This window comes from Pseudomonas sp. NPDC087336 (genome assembly GCF_044744285.1).
Lineage (GTDB): Bacteria > Pseudomonadota > Gammaproteobacteria > Pseudomonadales > Pseudomonadaceae > Aquipseudomonas.
On record NZ_JBIUYA010000004.1, the window covers coordinates 261,874 to 284,805 of the forward strand.

Annotated in this window: 23 protein-coding genes; 21 read left to right on the forward strand and 2 right to left on the reverse strand. The window is 59.9% G+C overall.

The annotated features are described in order from the left end of the window. The first annotated feature begins 1 nt into the window (after position 1). The 20 genes from ACIO0C_RS06175 (at position 2) to ACIO0C_RS06270 (ending at position 18,305) form a co-directional block, all read left to right on the forward strand. Positions 2–1,381, forward strand: coding sequence for a sigma-54-dependent transcriptional regulator (locus tag ACIO0C_RS06175; protein ID WP_401309153.1), 1,380 nt, complete (start codon positions 2–4; stop codon positions 1,379–1,381). A 313-nt stretch (positions 1,382–1,694) separates the two neighbouring features. Further along, positions 1,695–2,024, forward strand: coding sequence for a flagellar hook-basal body complex protein FliE (gene fliE / locus ACIO0C_RS06180; protein ID WP_401309156.1), 330 nt, complete (start codon positions 1,695–1,697; stop codon positions 2,022–2,024). Between the two features lie 15 nt (positions 2,025–2,039). Next, complete coding sequence (gene fliF / locus ACIO0C_RS06185) at positions 2,040–3,827, forward strand: flagellar basal-body MS-ring/collar protein FliF (protein WP_401309159.1); 1,788 nt, start codon at positions 2,040–2,042, stop codon at positions 3,825–3,827. Then, positions 3,820–4,839: a flagellar motor switch protein FliG gene (gene fliG / locus ACIO0C_RS06190; RefSeq protein ID WP_401309162.1), complete on the forward strand. Its 1,020-nt coding sequence runs from the start codon at positions 3,820–3,822 to the stop codon at positions 4,837–4,839. The genes fliF and fliG overlap by 8 nt, the downstream gene beginning before the upstream one ends. Positions 4,840–4,843: 4 nt before the next feature. Then, entirely contained in the window at positions 4,844–5,626 is a 783-nt protein-coding gene (gene fliH / locus ACIO0C_RS06195; protein ID WP_401309165.1) for a flagellar assembly protein FliH, read from the forward strand. Beyond that, the gene (fliI, locus tag ACIO0C_RS06200; RefSeq protein WP_401309168.1) at positions 5,616–6,974 is read left to right on the forward strand and encodes a flagellar protein export ATPase FliI; all 1,359 of its coding nucleotides are present in this window, start codon (positions 5,616–5,618) and stop codon (positions 6,972–6,974) included. Before fliH ends, fliI begins: the two co-directional genes overlap by 11 nt. Before the next feature lie 6 nt (positions 6,975–6,980). Next, complete coding sequence (fliJ, locus tag ACIO0C_RS06205) at positions 6,981–7,430, forward strand: flagellar export protein FliJ (RefSeq protein ID WP_272605152.1); 450 nt, start codon at positions 6,981–6,983, stop codon at positions 7,428–7,430. Between the two features lie 206 nt (positions 7,431–7,636). Continuing rightward, positions 7,637–7,936, forward strand: a complete 300-nt coding sequence (locus tag ACIO0C_RS06210; protein ID WP_180202849.1) for an STAS domain-containing protein — start codon at positions 7,637–7,639, stop codon at positions 7,934–7,936. Then, positions 7,933–9,648, forward strand: coding sequence for a SpoIIE family protein phosphatase (locus tag ACIO0C_RS06215; protein WP_401309172.1), 1,716 nt, complete (start codon positions 7,933–7,935; stop codon positions 9,646–9,648). Before ACIO0C_RS06210 ends, ACIO0C_RS06215 begins: the two co-directional genes overlap by 4 nt. A 30-nt stretch (positions 9,649–9,678) precedes the next feature. Continuing rightward, a complete protein-coding gene (locus ACIO0C_RS06220; RefSeq protein WP_008058611.1) occupies positions 9,679–10,029 on the forward strand; it encodes an Hpt domain-containing protein in 351 nt (116 codons plus the stop codon). 101 nt (positions 10,030–10,130) lie between these two features. Further along, entirely contained in the window at positions 10,131–11,420 is a 1,290-nt protein-coding gene (locus ACIO0C_RS06225) for a flagellar hook-length control protein FliK (RefSeq protein WP_401309176.1), read from the forward strand. Positions 11,421–11,627: 207 nt separating this feature from the next. Beyond that, complete coding sequence (fliL, locus tag ACIO0C_RS06230; protein ID WP_401309179.1) at positions 11,628–12,128, forward strand: flagellar basal body-associated protein FliL; 501 nt, start codon at positions 11,628–11,630, stop codon at positions 12,126–12,128. A 9-nt stretch (positions 12,129–12,137) separates the two neighbouring features. Beyond that, positions 12,138–13,106, forward strand: coding sequence for a flagellar motor switch protein FliM (gene fliM / locus ACIO0C_RS06235; protein WP_272605157.1), 969 nt, complete (start codon positions 12,138–12,140; stop codon positions 13,104–13,106). 62 nt (positions 13,107–13,168) lie between these two features. Further along, a complete protein-coding gene (fliN, locus tag ACIO0C_RS06240; protein ID WP_401309182.1) occupies positions 13,169–13,627 on the forward strand; it encodes a flagellar motor switch protein FliN in 459 nt (152 codons plus the stop codon). Beyond that, positions 13,628–14,080 carry a flagellar biosynthetic protein FliO gene (gene fliO, locus ACIO0C_RS06245; RefSeq protein WP_401309185.1) on the forward strand — a complete coding sequence of 151 codons (453 nt, stop codon included), beginning with the start codon at positions 13,628–13,630 and terminating at the stop codon, positions 14,078–14,080. After that, a complete protein-coding gene (gene fliP, locus ACIO0C_RS06250) occupies positions 14,080–14,838 on the forward strand; it encodes a flagellar type III secretion system pore protein FliP (RefSeq protein WP_401309187.1) in 759 nt (252 codons plus the stop codon). The genes fliO and fliP overlap by 1 nt, the downstream gene beginning before the upstream one ends. Then, positions 14,835–15,104 carry a flagellar biosynthesis protein FliQ gene (gene fliQ / locus ACIO0C_RS06255; RefSeq protein WP_057398373.1) on the forward strand — a complete coding sequence of 90 codons (270 nt, stop codon included), beginning with the start codon at positions 14,835–14,837 and terminating at the stop codon, positions 15,102–15,104. Before fliP ends, fliQ begins: the two co-directional genes overlap by 4 nt. Positions 15,105–15,107: 3 nt before the next feature. After that, on the forward strand, positions 15,108–15,890 hold the full coding sequence (fliR, locus tag ACIO0C_RS06260; RefSeq protein ID WP_401309190.1) for a flagellar biosynthetic protein FliR: 783 nt from the start codon (positions 15,108–15,110) through the stop codon (positions 15,888–15,890). Between the two features lie 3 nt (positions 15,891–15,893). Beyond that, positions 15,894–17,033 carry a flagellar biosynthesis protein FlhB gene (gene flhB, locus ACIO0C_RS06265; protein ID WP_401309193.1) on the forward strand — a complete coding sequence of 380 codons (1,140 nt, stop codon included), beginning with the start codon at positions 15,894–15,896 and terminating at the stop codon, positions 17,031–17,033. A 183-nt stretch (positions 17,034–17,216) separates the two neighbouring features. Then, positions 17,217–18,305: a phosphatidylinositol-specific phospholipase C gene (locus tag ACIO0C_RS06270; protein ID WP_401309195.1), complete on the forward strand. Its 1,089-nt coding sequence runs from the start codon at positions 17,217–17,219 to the stop codon at positions 18,303–18,305. A gap of 338 nt (positions 18,306–18,643) precedes the next feature. Here ACIO0C_RS06270 and ACIO0C_RS06275 read toward each other — a convergent pair whose 3' ends face one another. Together ACIO0C_RS06275 and ACIO0C_RS06280 are read right to left on the reverse strand one after the other, a co-directional pair. Beyond that, positions 18,644–19,348, reverse strand: coding sequence for a transposase (locus tag ACIO0C_RS06275; protein WP_401309197.1), 705 nt, complete (start codon positions 19,346–19,348; stop codon positions 18,644–18,646). 144 nt (positions 19,349–19,492) lie between these two features. Next, positions 19,493–20,413, reverse strand: a complete 921-nt coding sequence (locus ACIO0C_RS06280; protein WP_401309199.1) for an RHS repeat-associated core domain-containing protein — start codon at positions 20,411–20,413, stop codon at positions 19,493–19,495. A 387-nt stretch (positions 20,414–20,800) separates the two neighbouring features. Here ACIO0C_RS06280 and flhA point away from each other — a divergent pair, with 387 nt between their 5' ends. After that, positions 20,801–22,930 (forward strand): flagellar biosynthesis protein FlhA, encoded by a 2,130-nt coding sequence (gene flhA / locus ACIO0C_RS06285; RefSeq protein ID WP_401309201.1) that lies wholly within the window; start codon positions 20,801–20,803, stop codon positions 22,928–22,930. Positions 22,931–22,932 lie beyond the last annotated feature (2 nt).

Below are 22,932 nucleotides of genomic sequence, written 5' to 3' on the forward strand. Positions count from 1 at the left end.
CATGGCTATCAAGGTTCTACTGGTCGAGGATGACCGCGCGTTGCGCGAGGCGCTGGCCGACACGCTGTTGCTCGCCGGGCACGATTACAAGGCCGTGGCGTCGGCGCAAGAAGCCCTGGAGGCCGCGGCGGGCGAGGCGTTCAATCTGGTGGTCAGCGACGTCAATATGCCGGGTATGGATGGTCATCAATTGCTCGCTTTGCTGCGGGCGCGACAGCCTCAACTGCCGGTGTTGCTGATGACGGCGCACGGTGCTGTCGAGCGCGCGGTGGATGCGATGCGCCAGGGGGCGGCGGATTACCTGGTCAAGCCGTTCGAGCCCAAGGCGCTGTTGGACCTGGTCGCACGGCATGCGCTGGGCAGTGTCGGCACTGCCGACCGCGAAGGACCTGTGGCGTTCGAGCCGGCCAGTGCGCAGTTGCTGGAATTGGCGGCGCGGGTGGCGCGCAGTGATTCCACGGTGCTGATCTCCGGCGAATCCGGCACCGGCAAGGAAGTGCTGGCGCGCTACATTCACCAGCACTCTCATCGGGCCAGTCAGCCGTTCATTGCGATCAACTGCGCGGCGATTCCGGACAACATGCTGGAGGCCACGCTCTTCGGTTACGAAAAAGGCTCGTTCACCGGCGCTATCGCGGCGCAGGCCGGCAAGTTCGAACAGGCCGATGGCGGGACGATCCTGCTCGATGAAATTTCCGAAATGCCCCTGGGGCTGCAGGCCAAATTACTGCGGGTGCTGCAAGAGCGCGAGGTTGAGCGAGTCGGTGCGCGCAAGCCGATAGCCTTGGATATCCGCGTGGTCGCGACCACCAATCGGGACTTGGCGGGTGAGGTGGCGGCGGGGCGTTTTCGTGAAGACCTGTACTACCGCCTGTCGGTATTCCCCCTGGCCTGGCGGCCGTTGCGCGAGCGCACCGCCGATATCCTGCCGCTGGCTGAGCGACTGTTGGCCAGGCACGTCAATAAAATGAAGCATGCGGCGGCAAAGCTGTCGCCTGCGGCCCAGGCGTGCCTGATCGCCTATCCGTGGCCGGGCAATGTGCGTGAGCTGGACAACGCGCTGCAGCGCGCGCTGATCCTGCAGCAGGGCGGCACCATCGAGCCGCAGGACTTCTGCCTGAGCGGACCGATCGCTTGCGCGCCGTTACCGCCATTGACGCCGGCACCCGTGCGCGTGGTCGAGGCCGAGTCAGGCGGGGCGCTGGGCGACGATCTGCGGCGCCGTGAGTTCCAGATGATCATCGACACCTTGCGCACCGAGCGCGGTCGCCGCAAAGAGGCCGCCGAGCGCCTGGGCATCAGCCCGCGCACCTTGCGCTACAAACTGGCGCAGATGCGCGATGCCGGCATGGATGTGGAAGCATATTTGTTTGCCACCTGATTCACCGGTTCACCCTGATCGGCTGTAGGAGCCAGGCTTGCCGGCGAACCAGGCGCTGCGGTGCACCTGTCACACCGCATCACCGTTCTTCGCCTGTAGGAGCGAGGCTTGCCCGCGAAGAACGATGACGCGGTCTACCAGAAATACCGCGGCGCCTGGTTCGCGGGCAAGCCTCGCTCCTACAGGGTTTCTCGGTCATACGCAGCGCAGGGTTTTGTTTGAGGTAGGCGCGGAGCTGGCACCCTTGTTGCTAACACCTCGTTACCCGCTGAGTGAGCGTCAAAAAATTGCGGGCCGCCAGAGAGAGTAGAGCATGAGCCAAGGTATTGAATTCAATCGATTGATGCTGGATATGCGCGCCATGCAAATGGACGCCATGTCTGCGCCGAAATCGACTGCAGCCGTCCCGGAACTGAATGGCAGCAGCTTTGCCGACATGCTCGGTCAGGCCGTCAACAAGGTCAACGACACCCAGCAGGCTTCATCGGCGTTGGCCAATGCCTTCGAGATCGGCAAGAGCGGCGTCGACCTCACCGACGTGATGATTTCCTCGCAGAAGGCCAGCGTGTCTTTCCAGGCATTGACCCAGGTGCGCAACAAGCTGGTTCAGGCGTACCAGGACATCATGCAGATGCCGGTTTAAGGACGAGATTGAGTCATGGCAGATGCAATCGCTGACAATGTTCCGGCCAAGGCCAACTCCGTAGACGGCAAGCCGCCGCTGTTCGGGTTGTCCTTCCTGGAAAACCTCTCCGAGATGACCATGCTGCGCCAGGTGGGCCTGCTGGTCGGCCTGGCCGCGAGCGTGGCGATTGGCTTTGCCGTGGTGTTGTGGTCCCAGCAACCGGACTACCGTCCGTTGTACGGCAGCCTTGCCGGCATGGACGCCAAGCAGGTGATGGATACCCTGGCGGCCGCCGATATCGCCTATAGCGTCGAACCCAATTCCGGCGCCTTGCTGGTCAAGGCCGAAGACCTGTCCCGTGCGCGTCTCAAACTCGCGGGCGCTGGTGTCACTCCCAGCGATGGCAACATCGGTTTTGAAATCCTCGACAAGGAACAGGGCCTGGGTACCAGTCAGTTCATGGAGGCGACCCGTTATCGTCGCGGCCTTGAAGGCGAGCTGGCGCGCACCATTTCCAGCCTGAACAATGTCAAGGGCGCCCGGGTGCACCTGGCGATCCCGAAAAGTTCGGTGTTCGTGCGTGATGAGCGCAAGCCGAGTGCCTCGGTGTTGGTCGAGCTGTATTCCGGGCGTTCGCTGGAGCCGGGCCAGGTCGTGGCCATCGTCAATCTGGTGGCGACCAGTGTTCCGGAACTCAGCAAGTCGCAGATCACCGTCGTCGACCAGAAAGGCAACCTGCTGTCCGATCAGGCGGAAAACTCCGAACTGACCATGGCCGGCAAGCAATTCGATTACAGCCGCCGCATGGAGAGCATGCTCACCCAGCGCGTGCACAACATTCTGCAACCGGTGCTGGGCAACGACCGCTACAAGGCCGAAGTCTCGGCTGATGTCGACTTCAGCGCCGTCGAGTCCACCTCCGAGCAATTCAACCCGGACCAGCCGGCGTTGCGTAGCGAGCAGTCGGTCAACGAACAACGTACCGCCAGCAACGGCCCACAAGGTGTACCGGGTGCCCTGAGCAACCAGCCACCGTCGCCAGCCTCGGCGCCGCAAACCACCGGTGGCGCCACGGCGTCGGCCGGCATGGTGCAGCCCGGCCAGCCATTGCTCGATGCCAACGGCCAGCAAATCATGGACCCGGCCACCGGCCAGCCAATGCTCGCACCGTATCCTGCGGACAAGCGCCAGCAATCGACCAAGAACTTCGAGCTCGACCGCTCCATCAGCCACACCAAGCAGCAGCAGGGCCGATTGAATCGCCTGTCGGTCTCGGTGGTGGTCGATGACCAGGTCAAGATCAACCCGGCCAATGGTGAAACCACCCGTGCGCCGTGGACTGCCGATGAATTGGCCCGCTTCACCCGCCTGGTCCAGGATGCAGTCGGTTTCGACGCCAGCCGTGGCGACAGCGTCAGCGTGATCAACATGCCGTTCTCCGCCGAGCGCGGTGAAGTGATTGCCGATATTCCGTTCTACTCGCAGCCGTGGTTCTGGGACATCGTCAAGCAGGTGCTGGGTATCCTGTTCATTCTGGTGCTGGTGTTCGGGGTGTTGCGTCCCGTGCTCAACAACATCACCGGTGGCGGCAAAGGCAAGCAACTGGATGGCATCGGCAGCGACGCCGAGCTCGGTGGCATGGGCGGCCTGGACGGCGAGCTGGCCAACGACCGTATCAGCCTCGGTGGCCCGACCAGCATCCTGCTGCCGAGCCCGAGCGAAGGCTATGACGCGCAGCTGAACGCAATCAAGAGTCTGGTGGCAGAAGACCCGGGTCGTGTCGCCCAGGTCGTGAAAGAGTGGATTAACGCAGATGAGTGATAACCGAGCCATTGCCGCCAAACTGAGCAAGGTCGACAAAGCCGCGATCCTGCTGCTGTCGCTGGGCTCAACCGATGCTGCCCAGGTGCTGCGCCACATGGGGCCCAAAGAGGTCCAGCGTGTCGGCATGGCCATGGCACAGATGGGTAACGTGCACCGCGAGCAGGTCGAGCAGGTGATGAGCGAGTTCGTCGAAGTCGTCGGCGACCAGACCAGCCTGGGCGTCGGCTCCGATGACTACGTGCGTAAAATGCTCACCCAGGCCCTGGGCGAGGACAAGGCCAACGGCCTGATCGATCGCATCCTGCTGGGCGGCAACACCAGCGGCCTGGACAGCCTGAAGTGGATGGAGCCGCGTGCGGTCGCCGACGTGATTCGCTACGAGCACCCACAGATCCAGGCGATCGTGGTGGCCTACCTCGACCCGGATCAAGCCGGTGAAGTGCTGGGCAACTTCGACCACAAGGTGCGCCTGGACATCATTCTGCGGGTTTCCTCGCTCAACACCGTGCAGCCGGCGGCCCTCAAGGAACTTAACCAGATTCTCGAGAAGCAGTTCTCCGGCAACTCCAATGCTTCGCGCACCAACCTGGGCGGCATCAAGCGCGCTGCAGACATCATGAACTTCCTCGACAGCTCGATCGAAGGCCAGCTCATGGACTCGATCCGCGAAGTCGACGAAGACCTGTCCGGTCAGATCGAAGACCTCATGTTCGTCTTCAACAACCTGGCCGATGTCGACGATCGCGGTATCCAGGCGTTGCTGCGTGAAGTGTCTTCCGACGTGCTGGTGCTGGCCCTCAAGGGCTCGGACGAAAACGTCAAGGAGAAGATCTTCAAGAACATGTCCAAGCGTGCGGCCGAGCTGTTGCGCGACGATCTCGAAGCCAAGGGCCCGGTGCGCGTCAGCGATGTGGAAACCGCGCAGAAAGAAATCCTCACCATTGCCCGTCGCATGGCCGAAGCGGGCGAAATCGTGCTCGGCGGCAAGGGCGGCGAGGAAATGATCTGACGCCATGGCCAAGAACGATGAGCTGCCCTCTGACCTGATCCGGGCCAGGGATGTCGCTGGTTTCGATACCTGGGCCCTGCCCAGCTTCGATCCGCCGGCCCCCGAGCCCGAGCCCGAGCCTGAACCCGAGCCGCCGGAAATGGAGGAAGTGCCGCTGGAGGAAGTCCAGCCACTGACCCTCGAAGAGCTCGAGAGCATACGCCAGGAAGCCTACAACGAAGGTTTCGCGGTGGGCGAGAAGGAAGGGTTTCATAGCACCACGCTCCGGGTTCGTCAGGAGGCCGAGGTGGCGTTGGCGGCCAAGATCGCCGCTCTTGAACAGTTGATGGCGCAACTGTTCGAGCCCATCGCCGAACAAGACACCCAGATTGAAAAGTCCCTGGTGGAACTCGTGCGGCACATGACCAGGCAGGTGATTCAGCGCGAACTGGCCATGGACTCGACGCAGATCGAGCACGTCATGCGCGAAGCCCTCAAGCTGTTGCCGTTGGGCGTCGACAACGTACGGCTGTACATCAATCCGCAGGATTTCGCGCAGGTCAAAGCCTTGCGCGAGCGGCATGAGGAAACCTGGCGCATCGTCGAGGACGAGGCGCTGTTGCCCGGTGGTTGCCGGGTCGAAACCGAGCACAGCCGCATCGATGCCACGGTCGAAACCCGTGTCGCGCAGGTGATGGACAAGCTGTTCGACCAGCTTCACGAGCAGGCCTTGCACCCGGCTGCGCCGGATCTGAGCCTCGACTTGTCCGTGATAAGCAAACCAGTGGCGGCGCCCGATGCGCCTTGAACGCACCAGTTTCGCCAAGCGCCTGGGCAGTTACGCCGAGGCCACGCAATTGGCGGGTGCACCGATCCTCGAGGGCCGCCTGTTGCGCATGGTCGGCCTGACCCTCGAAGCCGAGGGCTTGCGCGCGGCCATGGGCAGCCGCTGCATGGTCATCAACGATGACAGCTACCACCCGGTGCAGGTCGAGGCTGAAGTCATGGGCTTTTCCGGTAGCAAGGTCTTTCTGATGCCGGTGGGCAGCGTGGCCGGCATCGCCCCCGGTGCCCGGGTGGTTCCCCTGTCTGACAGCGGTCGCTTGCCGATGGGCATGAGCATGCTCGGGCGCGTGCTCGACGGTGCCGGCCGCGCCCTGGACGGCAAGGGCGGGATGAAGGCCGAAGACTGGGTGCCGATGGACGGCCCGACCATCAACCCGCTCAAGCGCGAGCCGATCAGCGAGCCCCTGGATGTGGGCATTCGTTGCATCAACGGCATGTTGACGGTCGGGCGCGGTCAGCGGCTCGGGTTGTTCGCCGGTACCGGCGTCGGTAAATCCGTGCTTTTGGGCATGATGACGCGCTTCACCGAGGCCGACATCATCGTCGTCGGCCTGATCGGCGAGCGGGGTCGTGAGGTCAAGGAGTTCATCGAGCACATCCTCGGTGAAGAAGGGCTCAAGCGCTCGGTGGTGGTGGCGTCGCCCGCGGACGATGCGCCGCTGATGCGCCTGCGCGCCGCCATGTACTGCACGCGAATCGCCGAGTATTTCCGCGACAAGGGCAAGAACGTGCTGTTGTTGATGGATTCGCTGACGCGTTTCGCCCAGGCCCAGCGGGAAATTGCCCTGGCCATCGGCGAGCCTCCGGCGACCAAGGGTTATCCGCCCTCGGTGTTCGCCAAGTTGCCGAAACTGGTGGAGCGCGCGGGCAATGCCGAGAAGGGCGGTGGCTCGATAACCGCTTTCTATACCGTGCTGTCCGAAGGCGACGACCAGCAGGACCCGATCGCCGACTCGGCGCGGGGCGTGCTCGATGGGCACATCGTGCTGTCGCGGCGACTGGCCGAGGAAGGCCATTACCCGGCCATCGATATCGAGGCCTCCATCAGCCGGGTCATGCCGGCGGTGGTGTCGCCGGAACACATGGCCCGGGCGCAGTACTTCAAGCAGTTGTGGTCGCGCTATCAGCAGAGTCGCGACCTGATCAGCGTCGGCGCCTACGTCGCCGGCGGTGACCGCGAGACCGATTTGGCGATTTCCCTGCAGCCGCAACTGGTCAAATACCTGCGCCAGGGCCTCAACGACAGCATCAGCCTGGGCGAAAGCGAAGCGTATCTCGCCTCGATCTTCGCGCCCGCGGCGGGCGGTTAACCGGCCATGGCCCAGACTCGGGCAGGGCGCCTGGCCCCCGTGGTGGAAATGGCCGAGAAGGCCGAGAAAACCGCTGCCCAGCGCCTGGGGCACTTCCAGGGGCAGGTGCGCCTGGCTGAAAGCAAACTGGCCGACCTCGAAGCCTTTCGGCTCGACTATCAGGAACAGTGGATCGTACGCGGCAGCAGCGGCGTGTCGGGCCAATGGCTGCTGGGGTACCAGGGCTTTCTCGCGCAGTTGGGCACGGCCATCGATCAGCAGCGTCAAAGCCTGGCCTGGCACCAGAACAACCTGAACAAGGCGCGGGACACCTGGCAACAGGCGTTCGCCCGGGTCGAAGGCTTGCGTAAGCTGGTGCAACGCTACCAGGACGAAGCACGGGCACTGGAAGACAAGCGCGAGCAGAAGCTGCTGGATGAGTTGTCCCAGCGGTTGCCGCGCCATGATGCGTATTGAAACAGATGGACCGCGTTATCGTTCATCGCGAGCAGGCTCGCTCTCACAGGAGGGCGCGTTTTTGCATTGAAATGCGGTCAACCTGTGGGAGCGAGCCTGCTCGCGAAGGGGGCTCAAGCCCTCCACAAATATCCCGCCTTGCCCCAACCTCTACCAAATGCTAAACCTTGTACAAGCAGGTTTACCAACGACAAGGAAGCCATGACATGTCAGTCGTTACGGAAGTCTCCCCGGATGGGCAAAAGCTGACGATATCGGTCAAGGGACGATTCGATTTCGCCAAGCATCAGGAATTTCGTCAATCCTACGAAGACAAGGCACTCGCCGAAGTCGTCGTCGACCTGAAAGAAGCCACCTACCTCGACAGTTCCGCCCTGGGCATGCTGCTGCTGTTGCGTGATCACGCCGGTGGCGACGATTCCGATATCCGCGTGGTCAACAGCAGTTGCGATGTGAGGAAAATCCTTGCCATTTCCAACTTCGACAAGCTGTTCGACATCAGTTGACCAGTGCACAATCGGCACTTGAATCGCTGACGATCCTGATCGCCGAAGACAGCGCGGCCGACCGCATGCTGTTGTCGAGCATCGTCCGCCGTCAGGGGCATCAAGTGCTGACGGCCGCCAACGGCGCCGAAGCGGTCGAGGTGTTTCGCCAGCAACGCCCGCAACTGGTGTTGATGGACGCGATGATGCCAGTGATGGATGGCTTCGAGGCCGCCGCTCAGATAAAGGAATTGGCCGGGGAAACGCTGGTGCCGATCATCTTTCTGACCTCGCTGTCGGAAAGCCAGGCGCTGGCCCGCTGCCTGGAGGTCGGGGGTGACGACTTTCTGGCAAAACCCTACAACCAGGTGATCCTCGCCGCCAAAATCAAGGCGATGGACCGCTTGCGGCGCTTGCAGGCTACGGTTTTGCAGCAACGCGACCAGATCGCCAGGCACCATGAATATTTGCTCAACGAGCAGCGGGTGGCCAAGGCGGTGTTCGACAAGGTGGCCCATTCCGGTTGCCTGAATGCGCCCAACATCCGCTACCTGCAATCGCCCTACGCATTGTTCAACGGCGACCTGCTGTTGGCCGCGTTCACCCCGGCGGGGGACATGCATGTCCTGCTCGGTGATTTCACCGGCCATGGCCTGCCCGCCGCCGTTGGCGCCATGCCCCTGGCCGAAGTCTTCTACGGCATGACCGCCAAGGGTTACGGCCTGGCCGAAACCCTGCGCGAGATGAATGCCAAGCTCAAGCGCATCTTGCCGGTGGACATGTTCTGCTGCGCCACGATGCTGTGCCTGAGTTTCCAGAGCCGCTCGGTGGAGGTCTGGAACGGCGGCATGCCGGATGGCTACCTGCACAGCGTCGCCAGCGGGACGCGAACGCCACTGACGGCGCGCCACTTGCCACTGGGCGTGTTGAGCCCGCAATCCTTCGATGATCGCACTGAAGTGTTTCCGATGGCCGTGGGTGATCGGGTGTTCCTGTTGTCCGACGGGGTGATCGATACCTGCGATGCCGATGAACAGCTGTTTGGCGTGCAGCGGTTGCAGCAGGTATTTGCCGCCAATCGTGAGCCCGACACCTTGTTCGAGGACATCGAGCAGGCGCTGCGAGACTTTCGCGGTGAGGCGCGCGATGACGTCAGCATGGTCGAGGTCAGCCTGCCTGCGCCCGCGCATGCAAGTCCGCCGGTGCCGGTCTATTCCGACAGTGGCCAGTCCTGCCCCCTGGACTGGTCGGCCAGTTTCGAGTTTCGCGCCGCAACGCTCAAACGTTTCAATCCGTTGCCCTACCTCTTGCAATTGTTGCAGGAAGTGCACGGTCTGCGGGCTCAAAGCGGGGCGCTCTACAGTGTTTTGGCGGAGCTGTACTCCAACGCCCTGGAGCACGGGGTGCTGGGCCTGGACTCCAGCCTCAAGCGCGATGTGTCAGGGTTTACCCGCTATTATCAACAACGCAATGCACGCCTGGATGAGCTGCAGGACGGTTATGTCCGGGTGCATTTGCAGGTCACGCCGCAGGGCGAGGGCGGTTGCCTGGCGATTCGCGTCGAGGACAGCGGCAAGGGGTTCGATGTCGGGCGGGTGCTGGAGCGTCCCGTCGATCCTGTCCGTCTGTCCGGACGCGGCGTCAGCCTGATCCGTCAGCTGGGTCATAATGCAAGCTGGTCCGACGATGGTCGAAGTGCCCGCGTGGAGTTTCTCTGGAAGGCTCTGGCATAATCCGTAAATTCTTGATCAGGGAGCGAACAAGTGACTGACAAACATCTGGACCTGGACGCGCTGAGCGCGTTGCGCGAGGTCATGGAGGACGCGTATCCGCAGTTGCTGGATACCTTTCTCGCCGATTCCGAAGAGCGCCTGCAGTCGCTGCGCAAGGCAGGGCAGGTTGCGCAACTGGTAGACGTGGCGCACAGCTTCAAGGGCAGCAGCAGCAATATGGGGGCCGTCAAGCTTGTCGCGCTATGTGGCGAGCTTGAGAAAAATGCCGAAAAGCTTTCGTCCTCCCAAATCCAGGAGCTGATTGCTGCAATCGACCTTGAGTTCGCGATCGTTCGTCCTCTTTACGAAGCTGAGCGGCAGCGGTCCCTGGCGGAAAGTTGAAGCCTAAGGCGCTTTTCGTCGTCATCGGGTGAAACTGGCCCGCCCCTTGCAATCACCTCTTTCAACTGTACCTACGATTCCAGTGCAGCGGAGACCGTTAAATGCCCTTTACCCCCAATTCTCTCCTCCAGGCCACCGCTCAGGCCAAAGGTCAGGCCGCCGCCGCCCCTTCCACGAAGGTCGCCGCCGAGCCCGGGGACAAGGCGTCCAGCTTCTCTCAGGTCTACGCCACACAAGGCCGGAGCTCGTCTGTAGCGGCCGCTGACGGACCTTTGAAACCACCACGCGACAAGGTGGCGTACAACGCCGGTAAAAAAGAAGTCATCAAGGATAACGATGCCGCCGAGAAGCCAGCCGTTGCCGATAGCGGCAAAAGCTTGCCCGCCGATAAACCGGCGCAAGCCGACGACAAGCAGGCCGACGATACGACGGGCGCCGGGCAGGCAACGGTCGTCGATGCCGTACCTGTTGATCCTGCCTCGTCGCCTGCAGTCGCGGCGCCTATTGTAGCTGATTCGCCAGCCGTTGAAGCGATTGTTGCGTCGATCATCCCGCCAGCCGTCCCTGGCACCGACGATGGTTTCGATCCCGAAGCCGACCCGCTCGACGCCCTGCCAGCCCTGCGCATGGCCATGGAGCAGAGCGGTCATGTCTCGGCCTCAAGCCAGGCACAACCCAAGGCGGCACCGACAGAGGCTGACGGCGAGCGGACCGCGGCGCAGACCTTTGCCGCCAGCATGGCGAACATGCTCGATGTGCAAGCCGACAAGGACGGTACCGGCCAGGGGGGCGACCAGGCCTTCAGTGGCCTGATCGATGAGGGGCTCAAGGACCTCAAGTCTGCCAGCAGCGATACCCGGGTCGACGATTTCGCCAACCGTCTGGCGGCGCTGACCCAGGCGGCCACGCCAAAAACCGCCAACGCGGTGCCGGTCAACCAGCCCATCGCGATGCATCAGAGCGGCTGGACCGAAGAAGTGGTGAACCGGGTCATGTACCTGTCCAGCGCCAATCTCAAGGCGGCCGATATCCAGTTGCAGCCGGCCGAGCTCGGCCGCCTCGACATTCGGGTGAACATGGTGCCTGATCAACAGACCCAGGTAACGTTCATGAGTGCGCACCCTGGCGTGCGTGAAGCGTTGGACGGCCAGATGCAGCGTTTGCGCGACATGTTCACCCAGCAGGGCATGGGCCAGGTCGACGTCAATGTTTCCGACCAGTCCCGGGGATCGCAGGACCAGGCGCAGCATCAGCAGGCACAGAGTGGGCGCGCGAGTGCTGGCGGCGGTCGTCTTGATTCGATGGATGACGAGATCACCCCAGGCGTTGCCGAAGTGGCTGCAACGGCCACTCATGTAATCGGCTCCAGCGCAGTCGACTACTACGCTTGATCAAGGGCCGCACTAACCCTGTGGGAGCGGGCTTGCTCGCGAAGAGGGCGTAACAGTCAACATCTTCCTCGACTGTTACGCCCTCTTCGCGAGCAAGCCCGCTCCCACAATGGTTTGTGGTGGCCTCCAGATCTTATCGTTCTGGCATAACACTTGCTCCTGCCTTGTCGCGCGACTGTAAAAACCGAATAGTGACGGATTATTGGCATGGCGAAGAGCGACGCAGCAGTAAAAGACCCCGCAACCAAAGGCAAACTCAAGCTGATCATCTTGATCGTGGTGGCGCTGCTGCTGGCGATCGGCTTGTCCGTGGGGGCGACCTGGTACTTCATGCACAGTGCGCAGAGCAAACCTGCCGTCGTGGCCGAAACCACTCCCGTGGGCAAGCAGCCCGCCGTTTTCGAGCCGATGGCCCCGGCGTTCGTGGCCAACTACAACCAGAACGGTCGCCAGCGCTACATGCAAGTGAGCATTACCATGCTCGCGCGCAACCAGGCTGATCTGGACGCGCTCAAGGTGCACATGCCGGTGATCCGCAACAACCTGGTCATGCTCTTCTCCGGTCAGGATTTCGCGACCCTCGCCTCGCCGGTCGGCCAGGAAATGTTGCGCCAGAAGGCCACGGCCAGCGTCCAGGAAGTGGCGCAGAAAGAGCTCGGCAAAGTGGTGATCGAACAGTTGCTTTTCACTAATTTCGTACTGCAGTAGGAACACGACATGGCCGTGCAGGACCTGCTGTCCCAGGATGAGATCGACGCGCTGCTGCATGGCGTCGACGATGGTCTGGTACAGACCGATATTGCTGCCGAACCCGGCACCGTCAAGAGCTATGACCTGACCAGCCAGGATCGCATCGTCCGTGGACGCATGCCGACCCTGGAAATGATCAACGAGCGTTTTGCCCGCTACACGCGCATCAGCATGTTCAACATGCTGCGCCGCTCGGCAGACGTAGCGGTCGGTGGCGTGCAGGTGATGAAGTTCGGCGAGTACGTGCACTCGCTGTACGTGCCGACCAGTCTTAACCTGGTCAAGATCAAGCCGCTGCGCGGCACGGCGCTGTTTATCCTCGACGCCAAGCTGGTGTTCAAGCTGGTGGATAACTTCTTCGGCGGCGATGGCCGCCACGCCAAGATCGAGGGGCGTGAATTCACTCCGACCGAGTTGCGCGTGGTGCGCATGGTGCTGGAGCAAGCCTTCGTCGACTTGAAAGAGGCCTGGCAGGCGATCATGGAAGTGAACTTCGAGTACATCAACTCGGAAGTGAATCCGGCCATGGCCAACATCGTCGGTCCGAGCGAAGCCATTGTGGTGTCGACCTTCCACATCGAACTCGATGGCGGTGGCGGTGACCTGCACGTGACCATGCCTTATTCAATGATCGAACCGGTCCGCGAAATGCTTGATGCCGGCTTCCAGTCCGATCTCGACGACCAGGACGAGCGTTGGGTCAACGCCTTGCGCCAGGACGTGCTGGACGTCGATGTACCGATCAACGCTACGGTTGCCCGTCGCCAGTTGAAGCTGCGCGACATCCTGCACATGCAGCCGGGGGATGTGATTCCCGTGGACATGCAGGAAGAACTGGTCATGCGCGCCAACGGCGTGCCGGCCTTCAAGGTCAAGATGGGCTCGCACAAGGGCAACCTTGCACTGCAAGTGATCGAGCCGATCGAGCGCCGTTGAAGCGGCGCAACTACCCCTATTAATTCACTCTTCGTTGAAGGGTTGCCCGCCGAGGACAAATGATGGCTGACAATATGAATACCCAGGACGACCAGGCGCTGGCTGATGAGTGGGCCGCGGCCCTGGAGGAAAGCGGCGATGCCGGGCAGGCCGATATCGACGCCTTGCTGGCCGCCGATGCTGGCCGCTCCTCGTCCAACCGCCTGCCCATGGAAGAGTTCGGCGGCCTGCCGAAGAACAACGACCCGGTGAGCCTGGAAGGTCCGAACCTGGATGTGATCCTCGATATCCCGGTGTCGATCTCCATGGAGGTCGGCAGCACCGATATCAATATCCGCAACCTGTTGCAGCTCAACCAGGGCTCGGTCATCGAGCTTGATCGCCTGGCCGGTGAGCCACTGGACGTGCTGGTCAATGGCACCCTCATCGCCCATGGCGAAGTGGTGGTGGTCAACGAGAAGTTCGGCATCCGCCTGACCGACGTGATCAGCCCAAGCGAACGCATCAAGAAGCTGCGCTGAGTGAAAAGGCTTCTGGGGTTGTTCTCGGGATTGGCGTTGGCGTTGCCGTGCCTTGTGCTGGCCGCCGAGCCCGTCGCCAATGCCACCGCCGCGCCTGCGGTCAACAGCGGCGTGGCCGGGCAACTGACGCAGCTTGTGTTGGGTTTGTTGCTGGTGCTGGGGCTGATTTTCTTCCTCGCCTGGCTATTGCGCCGGGTGCAACAGGCCGGGCCGGCCGGCAAGGGGCAAGTGATCGAGTTGATTGGCTCCCGCGCGCTGGGGCCCCGTGATCGCTTGATGCTCGTGCAGGTCGGCAGCGAGCAGATCCTGCTCGGCCTGAGCCCGGGCACCATCACGGCGTTGCATGTGCTCAAGGAGCCGGTGCAGGTGCCGAGCGGGACTGAAAAAGCCACCCCCGAGTTTGCCCAGCGCCTGATGGAGTTGATGGGCAAGGATCAGAAGGATAAGAAGTAATGGGTGCGCTGCGCATCATCTTGACCCTGGCCCTGATGCTGGCCGCGCCGCTGGCGTTCGCCGCCGATCCGTTGTCGATCCCGGCGATCACCCTGGGCACCAACGCCGAAGGCGCGCAGGAGTATTCGGTCAGCCTGCAAATCCTGCTGATCATGACCGCGCTGAGCTTCATTCCGGCGTTCGTCATGCTGATGACCAGCTTCACCCGGATCATCATCGTCTTCTCGATCCTGCGCCAGGCCCTCGGTTTGCAGCAGACGCCGTCGAACCAGATCCTCACCGGCATGGCGCTGTTCCTGACCCTGTTCATCATGGCCCCGGTGTTCGACCGGGTGAATCAGGATGCCTTGCAACCCTACCTGGCGGAAAAATTGACCGCCCAGGATGCCGTGGCCAAGGCCCAGGTACCGATCAAGGACTTCATGCTGGCCCAGACGCGCACCAGTGACCTGGAGCTGTTCATGCGCCTGTCCAAGCGTACCGACATTGCCACGCCGGATCAGGCGCCGCTGACCATCCTGGTGCCGGCGTTCGTGACCTCCGAGCTCAAGACAGCGTTCCAGATCGGCTTCATGATCTTCATCCCGTTCCTGATCATCGACCTGGTCGTGGCCAGTGTGCTGATGGCCATGGGTATGATGATGCTCTCGCCGCTGATCATTTCCCTGCCATTCAAAATCATGCTGTTCGTGCTGGTCGATGGCTGGGCATTGATCATCGGCACCCTGGCCAGCAGTTTCGGTGGTGTCTCGCCATGACGCCTGAAGTCGCCGTAGACATCTTCCGCGAAGCCCTGTGGTTGACCACCATGATGGTCGCCGTGCTGGTGATTCCGAGCCTGTTGGTGGGCCTGCTGGTGGCGATGTTCCAGGCCGCCACCCAGATCAACGAACAGACCCTGAGCTTTTTGCCGCGCCTGCTGGTGATGCTGGTGACGCTGATCGTCGGCGGTCCGTGGTTGGTGCAGACCTTCATGGATTACATCCTGCAGCTGTACGGCAGCATTCCTCAGGTCATCGGCTAAACCATGTCACTGCTTGCGCTGACCGATACGCAGATCAGCACCTGGGTGGCGACGTTCATGTTGCCGCTGTTTCGCGTCGGCTCCTTGCTAATGGTCATGCCGGTGTTCGGCACAACCCTGGTGCCTCGGCGCATCCGCCTGTATTTCGCGGTGGCCATTACCGTGGTCATCGCGCCGGGCCTGCCACCGATGCCCCCGGTCAATCCCCTGGATCTTAGCGGGCTGTTGCTGATCGCCGAGCAGATCCTCATCGGTGCGGTGATGGGCTTTTCCTTGCAGTTGTTCTTTCAGGCCTTTGTGGTGGCCGGGCAGATCGTCGCCATTCAAATGGGCATGGGCTTCGCCTCGATGATCGACCCGGCCAACGGCGTATCGACGGCAGTCATCGGGCAGTTTTTCACCATGCTGGTGACGCTGCTGTTCCTGTCCATGAACGGTCATCTGGTGGTGTTCGAGATACTCACCGAGAGCTTCACCACGTTGCCGGTGGGTGGCGGCCTGATGGTCAATCACTACTGGGAGCTGGCCGGCAAGCTCGGTTGGGTACTCGGTTCGGCGTTGCTGCTGGTGTTGCCGGCGATTACCGCGCTGCTGGTGGTTAACATCGCGTTTGGCGTCATGACCCGGGCAGCGCCGCAACTGAACATTTTCTCTGTCGGCTTCCCGCTGATCCTGGTGCTTGGGTTGTTTATCGTCTGGGTCGGGCTGGCGGACATTCTCAATCAGTATCAACCGCTGGCCTCCGAGGCCTTGCAGTTGTTACGCGAAATGGCACGGGCGAGCTGAGTCATGGCTGAGAGCGAAAGCGGTCAGGACAAAACAGAAGACCCCACGGAGAAGCGCAAGCAGGACTCCCGTGAAAAGGGCGAGGTAGCCCGGTCAAAGGAGCTCAGCACGCTGGCGATCATGCTGGTCGGTGCCTCGGCATTGTTGATTTTTGGCGGCGCCATGGCGCAGGACATGATGGAGCTGATGCGCATCAACTTCTCGCTGCCACGGGAAGTGATCCTGGACCAGAGCGCCATGGCCACCTACCTGATGCGCTCGGGGCAAATTGCCCTTTGGTCGATCCAGCCAGTGATGATCACATTGGTGCTGGCTGCCATCATCGGTCCGATTTCCCTGGGGGGCTGGCTGTTCGCGGCGAGTTCCATGGCGCCCAAATTCAGCCGCTTGAATCCTGGTCCCGGGCTCAAGCGCATGTTCTCCACCAAGTCGCTGGTCGAACTGCTCAAGGCCCTGGCCAAATTCATCATCATTCTGTTCGTGGCGCTGGCGGTGTTGTCGGCGGACATCGATGACCTGTTGCGTATCGCCCATGAGCCCTTGGACATGGCCATCATTCACAGCCTGCAAGTCGTGGGCTGGAGTACCTTGTGGATGGCCTGCGGGCTGATCCTCATCGCTGTGGTGGACGTGCCGGTGCAGCTCTGGGAAAGCCACAAGAAACTGCTGATGACCAAACAGGAAGTGCGTGACGAGCACAAGGATCAAGAGGGGCGACCTGAGGTCAAGCAACGAGTTCGACAGCTGCAGCGCGAGATGTCCCAGCGGCGGATGATGGCCGCCATTCCCGAAGCCGACGTGGTCATCACCAACCCGACGCACTACGCCGTGGCGCTCAAGTACGACCCGGACAATGGCGGGGCGCCGATGTTGATCGCCAAGGGCAGTGACTTCCTGGCGTTGAAGATTCGCGAGATTGCAACGGCCAATGAGATTCTGCTGCTGGAGTCGCCGGCGTTGGCGCGGTCGATTTATTACTCCACGGAGCTTGAACAGGAAATCCCCGGCGGCCTGTATCTCGCCGTCGCCCAGGTACTGGCCTACGTCTACCAGATCCGCCAGTACCGCGCGGGCAAGGGCAAACGCCCGGATCCGCTCAAGGATGATCTACCTATCCCGCCAGATCTGCGCCGGGATTCCTGATACAGCAACAAACCCTGTAGGAGCGAGCTTGCTCGCGAAGAGGCCGGCACATCCAACATTGAAGTTGGCTGACAGTCCTCGCCATGTGCAAGGCCACCGCAAAAAATATCTATATAGGGCACTCTCCAAACCAATCCAGTTAGCATGCAAGAGCATTCATTGGCAGCCAAGGAGGGCGTGACTATGAAGCTTGGAATGACGACTGGATTTTTTCTGGGGCTACTCTACTGCCTGGCATGGCCCGCTTACGGCCATCTCGACGACGCCTACTCCCATGATCCGGATGATCCGTTCGCCGATAGATCGCAGTGGATGAAAACCATCCGGGACGATGTCCTACTCAGTGAGATGGCGTTACCGGGTACTCATGATTCGGCGACTTTCCAGGTCACCTGGTATCCGATTTACAAGGATGTCGTCGAAACCCAAACCCTCGGCTTCGACAAGCAGTTGGAGTACGGAGTACGGGTATTGGACCTGAGGATTCGTCGCACGGGTGATGCTTTGGCGCTGCACCACGGAGCAGCGTTTCTGGACAGGATGCTGGGCTCGGCGCTGGAGGCGATCAAGCGGTTCCTTCGAGATAATCCTAGTGAAATGGTGCTGATTCGGGTGAGTGATGAGTATGAGGCAGATACGAACGTCAGTCAGAGCCTGGAGCAGGTCTTCGACCAATACATGCAGCTGTATTCGAGTATCTATCTAAAAACCCAGAAACCGAAGCTTACGCTGGGCGAGGCGCGCGGCAAGTTTGTGGTGTTATCTGCCGATGCCAGACTCAATAAGTTCGGGCTCAGTTACAGGGATGAGAATGTTTTCAACATTCAGGATGACTACTCCATGGGATCGAACTGGGATCTGCACGACAAGTACATCAAAATCAAACAGCAGTTGCACAATGCCGCAGCGGGCAGCCGGGATACGTTTTATGTGAATTACCTGTCGGCCAGTCATCGATCGTTTCCCTATTTTGTTGCCAGTGGTCATGTGTCTCCGGGAACGGATGCGGCAAGGTTGTGGACAGGGCTGATTGATTTTGGACATAGCGATCTCTATCCAAAATTTCCAAGGACGGGATGTACAGGGGTAACGTGTTTCATTTCCTTTGAAGGCACCAACATACTGACGCGGGACGATCTAAAAACGTTGAATGATCAGTCTACCCAGATAAGAACAGTAGGTATCGTCATGGCGGATTTTCCGGGTGATTCTCTGATCGACAGTATTATTCGCAACAACTATCGGCGCGGGCATAATTTAGGCAAAGAGTGAGTGCGTGCGGGCTCCTGCCGGGGATATGTTTCGAGCGCAATTCAGCGATCGGCCCCGACTCCTGTGGGAGCGGGCTTGCTCGCGAAAGCGGTGTGTCAGGCGACATCAACATTAACTGACACTCCCTCTTCGCGAGCAAGCCCGCTCCCACATGGATCACACTTTGACCCAAGCCCGCAACACTCCCTCTAATCCTGCGTGTCAAGGTTGTCCAGCGCCCGATTCACCGCCAGTTCTCCCAGCATGATGATCTGCTGAATGACAGAAAAGGGGTCTGACAGAAAAGAGAAAAGGGGTCAGATTTATTTAAAGGCAGCAGAACGACTGTGGCCGCCTTGCTAATTCGTGTTGGAATTTTTCGTGGGTCTGCCTTGTCCTCGACCTGTTATTCGAAGCCCTGTAACTTTCTCTATTTCTTCCACAAAACGCGAGGCTACAGTGAGTTGCCCTCGTTGTAGTGCATCTCTAATTAGGTCCAGTTCTCCACTCGGAGCAACCTGCGATAAAAATTCTTTATAACGATCTCGTCGAACGAGCTCTGTCGTGCCAAGTGCTTCAAAGCATGGGTCAATGTCCAGCCAGTTGTTTTCTGCTGGCTCTACTACGCGAAGACGATAGCTCGACCACGGATAGTTTTCCGCTCTCGACACAATGTGAGCTCTCACAGGGTTTAACTCAATGTATCTGCTACATGCCAGAAGGTAAGTGTCCGATTGAACAACGCTGGACTTGTAGCGACTCTCCCATAGAGTGCCTGAGCGTCCTTCCAGCTTGTTTCGATAACGAGTCATGCGAGCGGCGAGAGCTTTCATCAGTTGCCCTAAGCTTGCGGGCGTGTCTCCAGGTGAGAGTAAAAGATGGACATGATTGGTCATCAAGCAATAGGCATAAACCCTCAAGCCGAGGGCCTCTTTTAGCTCGCGCAGGTCTGAGAGGTAGTTCTCAAAATCACGGGCATCAGCGAATACGACCTGCCGATTGTGGCCCCGCTGTACGACATGGAGTGGGTAGTTGGGCAATACTACGCGTCCGATTCTCGGCATATTTTTTCCTATGTCCTTGCGTTGACATGGAAAGCCTAGTCGTAGCGAATAAAACCATCCCTGTTTGTTGTAAGCAAATTTATCGTTTCGTTATTGTGCGTAGCGTTTAAATAAATCTGTCCCCTTTTGGGGCCTTTTTTCTTATTATCTCCGGATATCTTTATTAGCAGTCGCGTAGTTAATGATCCCCTCATTTTTAAGCTGATCAAGCCTTAAGTTTGTCAGTCGCTCGCGGTCTACTTTTAAGAATTTTTTTATTTTTTCATTTGTATTAACAATGGCTAACTGTGTGCCTTGGCTTGATTTGAAGCTCTCAATGCTATTTAGCTCAATAATGAGGTCCATGTGTTTGTTTACTTTTTTCCTGGTGGTCTGGTCTAAAATTTCTACTTGTTCTTTGTGGTGTATTGTAAACTGCGGGTTTTCGAATTGACTCAGGTTTTTTTCAACTTTTGTTAGGTTGTTGTTAATGGTTCTTTCTGCTAGAAATTGTTCTGGTGTTATTTGAAAATTACGAGCGTCTGATTTGATGACTGATCCGCCGCCTAATGCTTTTTTTGTCTCGTGTAATGCAGTTAGAGTTTTAGTCGATAACCTGTTTCCACTGGATTTCACGAGGTTTGCTATGATGCTGTGGCCTGTTGGGTCTGTCCAATTGATTGGGTCGCCCGCGCAATACGCATAGGTATTCAATCCCCCCTTCCCAAACGGACTCAAGCTATCCGGGCTGTTAAAACGCATCAACACCGGATTAAGCGCCCGGTACCCATTTCCCAGCAAGTAACAACCCGTCACCGGATCCGGCCGTTCACCGTTAAAACCGAGCAGGCTGAGTAGCCCGCTTTCAACAGGGCGGTGACCATAAGGCGAATAAACGATGGGCTGAGGTGGGTGATTGGCATTGACCATCTGCAACACCGAACGCTGCTGATCGGTGGCCAGCAGCCTGCTTTTGCAGTAGAAGCGCTGGCGCCCGGGGATATCTGCCAGTGCATGACTGACAAGGCGATCGAGGGGGTCGTAGTGGTAACGGCAGAGCTCGGTTTCGCGCGGTGATGATGTCATGGGGGGTTACCCCTAGGTCCGAAGTGCGGGAGTTCAGTATTGGCGCCTTTGCAGAATTAGGGAACTAGCAGAACTGATAGGTGTACTGGGGTTGCGTCTTCGATTTGTGGGTCGTTTGTGTGATTTGCAAGATGCTCGGTGGCAGTGCCGGCCTCTTCGCGGGCAAGCCTCGCTCCTACAGTGATTGGGGGTAATCGCGAAATCAGCAATAGACACGAAACGGTGTGGGAGCGGGGCTCACCTGCGATGACGCCAGACCAGGCAATACAAATCCTCCGTTAAAACCTCTATTTCAACCCCCCGCAAAAGTTGGAAGGCTTCTTGCAGTAGCCGCTTTGCGCCAGCTTCTGGCGTCAAAAGTTTGCTTCAAAGGAACGGGGAATACCGGTGGATCGCTCTCAGTTAATCAACAGTGCCCGCAGCAACATTGCCGACCTCAGTCGAGGCAATCTGGGTGTGCCGCTGTTGCTGCTGGTCATGTTGGCGATGATGATGCTGCCGGTGCCGCCGTTCCTGCTGGATGTGTTCTTCACCTTCAACATTGCCCTTTCGATCGTCGTGCTGCTGGTCTGCGTCTACGCCTTGCGCCCGCTGGATTTCGCGGTGTTCCCGACCATTCTGCTGGTGGCGACGCTGCTGCGGCTGGCGCTGAACGTGGCGTCCACGCGGGTGGTGATGCTCCACGGCCAGGACGGTCATGCGGCGGCTGGCAAGGTGATCCAGGCCTTCGGCGAGGTGGTGATCGGCGGTAACTACGTGGTAGGTATCGTGGTGTTCGCGATCTTGATGATCATCAACTTCGTCGTGGTGACCAAGGGTGCCGGGCGTATTTCCGAAGTGAGCGCGCGTTTCACCCTCGATGCGATGCCCGGCAAGCAAATGGCTATCGACGCCGACCTCAACGCCGGCCTGATCGATCAGGCCCAGGCCAAGGCCCGGCGTTCGGAAGTGGCGCAGGAAGCCGAGTTCTATGGCTCGATGGACGGTGCCAGCAAGTTCGTGCGCGGTGACGCCATCGCCGGCCTGCTGATTCTGTTCATCAACCTGATCGGCGGTATGGCGGTCGGTATCTTCCAGCACAACATGACCTTCGCCGATGCCGGCAAGGTGTACGCCCTGTTGACCATCGGTGACGGTTTGGTGGCGCAATTGCCATCACTGTTGTTATCCACAGCGGCGGCGATCATGGTGACCCGTGCTTCGGGCTCCGAAGACATGGGCAAGCAGATCAGTCGGCAGATGTTCGCCACGCCCAAGGCATTGGCGGTGGCGGCGGGGTTGATGGCGGTGATGGGCCTGGTGCCTGGCATGCCGCACTTTTCCTTCCTGTCCATGGCCGCCCTGGCCGCGGGTGGGGCGTACCTGTTCTGGAAAAAACAGAACGTTGCCAAGGTGCAGGCCCTGCAAGAGGTCAAGCGTCAGCAGGAGCTGTTGCCATCGCCGGCCCGCGCCCAGGAAACCAAGGAGCTGGGCTGGGACGACGTGACGCCGATCGACATGATCGGCCTGGAAGTGGGCTATCGCCTGATTCCGCTGGTGGACCGCAACCAGGGTGGTCAATTGCTGGCGCGGATCAAGGGTGTACGAAAGAAGCTGTCCCAGGACCTGGGCTTTCTCATGCCTACGGTGCACATCCGCGACAACCTCGACCTGGCTCCGAGCGCCTATCGCCTGACCCTGATGGGGGTGATCCTGGCCGAGGCGGAAATTTACCCGGACCGGGAGCTGGCGATCAATCCGGGGCAGGTCTACGGCACGCTCAACGGTATAACCGCCAAAGATCCGGCTTTCGGCCTGGAGGCGGTGTGGATCGAAATCAGCCAGCGCGCCCAGGCGCAATCGCTGGGCTACACCGTGGTCGATGCCAGTACCGTGGTGGCCACCCACCTGAACCAGATCCTGTACAAGCACTCCAGCGAGCTGATCGGCCACGAAGAAGTCCAGCAACTCATGCAATTGCTGGCGAAAAACTCGCCAAAACTCGCCGAAGAGCTGGTGCCGGGCGTGCTGTCGCTCTCGCAATTGCTCAAGGTCCTGCAGGCGCTGTTGGCCGAACAGGTGCCGGTACGCGACATTCGTAGCATTGCCGAAGCCATCGCGAACAACGCCAACAAGAGTCAAGATACCGCCGCACTGGTCGCCGCGGTGCGCGTCGGCGTATCCCGCGCAATCGTGCAAAGCATTGTAGGCACTGACTCCGAGCTGCCAGTGATCACGCTGGAGCCCAGGTTGGAACAAATATTGCTCAATAGTCTGCAGAAGGCAGGTCAGGGCTCTGAAGAGGGCGTTCTGCTGGAGCCAAGCATGGCTGAAAAGCTGCAGCGCTCGTTGATCGATGCGGCGCAGCGGCAGGAGATGCAAGGTCAACCGGTGATTCTGCTGGTAGCTGGTCCGGTTCGCGCGATGCTCTCGCGATTTGGCCGGCTCGCGGTCCCGGGTTTGCATGTGTTGGCTTATCAGGAAATTCCTGACAACAAGCAAGTGACCATCGTTGCGACAGTAGGGCCCAACGGCTGAGG

Excerpts from the sequence above, each read along its gene's own strand:
- fliR (WP_401309190.1), top strand. The coding sequence starts at position 15,108 with ATGTCACTGCTTGCGCTGACCGATACGCAGATCAGCACCTGGGTGGCG.
- fliL (WP_401309179.1), top strand. The coding sequence starts at position 11,628 with ATGGCGAAGAGCGACGCAGCAGTAAAAGACCCCGCAACCAAAGGCAAA.
- ACIO0C_RS06210 (WP_180202849.1), top strand. The coding sequence starts at position 7,637 with ATGTCAGTCGTTACGGAAGTCTCCCCGGATGGGCAAAAGCTGACGATA.
- fliF (WP_401309159.1), top strand. The coding sequence starts at position 2,040 with ATGGCAGATGCAATCGCTGACAATGTTCCGGCCAAGGCCAACTCCGTA.
- ACIO0C_RS06280 (WP_401309199.1), bottom strand. The coding sequence starts at position 20,413 with ATGACATCATCACCGCGCGAAACCGAGCTCTGCCGTTACCACTACGAC.
- fliG (WP_401309162.1), top strand. The coding sequence starts at position 3,820 with ATGAGTGATAACCGAGCCATTGCCGCCAAACTGAGCAAGGTCGACAAA.
- fliN (WP_401309182.1), top strand. The coding sequence starts at position 13,169 with ATGGCTGACAATATGAATACCCAGGACGACCAGGCGCTGGCTGATGAG.
- ACIO0C_RS06275 (WP_401309197.1), bottom strand. The coding sequence starts at position 19,348 with ATGCCGAGAATCGGACGCGTAGTATTGCCCAACTACCCACTCCATGTC.
- fliH (WP_401309165.1), top strand. The coding sequence starts at position 4,844 with ATGGCCAAGAACGATGAGCTGCCCTCTGACCTGATCCGGGCCAGGGAT.
- flhB (WP_401309193.1), top strand. The coding sequence starts at position 15,894 with ATGGCTGAGAGCGAAAGCGGTCAGGACAAAACAGAAGACCCCACGGAG.
- ACIO0C_RS06225 (WP_401309176.1), top strand. The coding sequence starts at position 10,131 with ATGCCCTTTACCCCCAATTCTCTCCTCCAGGCCACCGCTCAGGCCAAA.
- fliI (WP_401309168.1), top strand. The coding sequence starts at position 5,616 with ATGCGCCTTGAACGCACCAGTTTCGCCAAGCGCCTGGGCAGTTACGCC.
- fliQ (WP_057398373.1), top strand. The coding sequence starts at position 14,835 with ATGACGCCTGAAGTCGCCGTAGACATCTTCCGCGAAGCCCTGTGGTTG.
- fliJ (WP_272605152.1), top strand. The coding sequence starts at position 6,981 with ATGGCCCAGACTCGGGCAGGGCGCCTGGCCCCCGTGGTGGAAATGGCC.
- fliP (WP_401309187.1), top strand. The coding sequence starts at position 14,080 with ATGGGTGCGCTGCGCATCATCTTGACCCTGGCCCTGATGCTGGCCGCG.
- ACIO0C_RS06270 (WP_401309195.1), top strand. The coding sequence starts at position 17,217 with ATGAAGCTTGGAATGACGACTGGATTTTTTCTGGGGCTACTCTACTGC.
- ACIO0C_RS06175 (WP_401309153.1), top strand. The coding sequence starts at position 2 with ATGGCTATCAAGGTTCTACTGGTCGAGGATGACCGCGCGTTGCGCGAG.
- fliM (WP_272605157.1), top strand. The coding sequence starts at position 12,138 with ATGGCCGTGCAGGACCTGCTGTCCCAGGATGAGATCGACGCGCTGCTG.
- fliE (WP_401309156.1), top strand. The coding sequence starts at position 1,695 with ATGAGCCAAGGTATTGAATTCAATCGATTGATGCTGGATATGCGCGCC.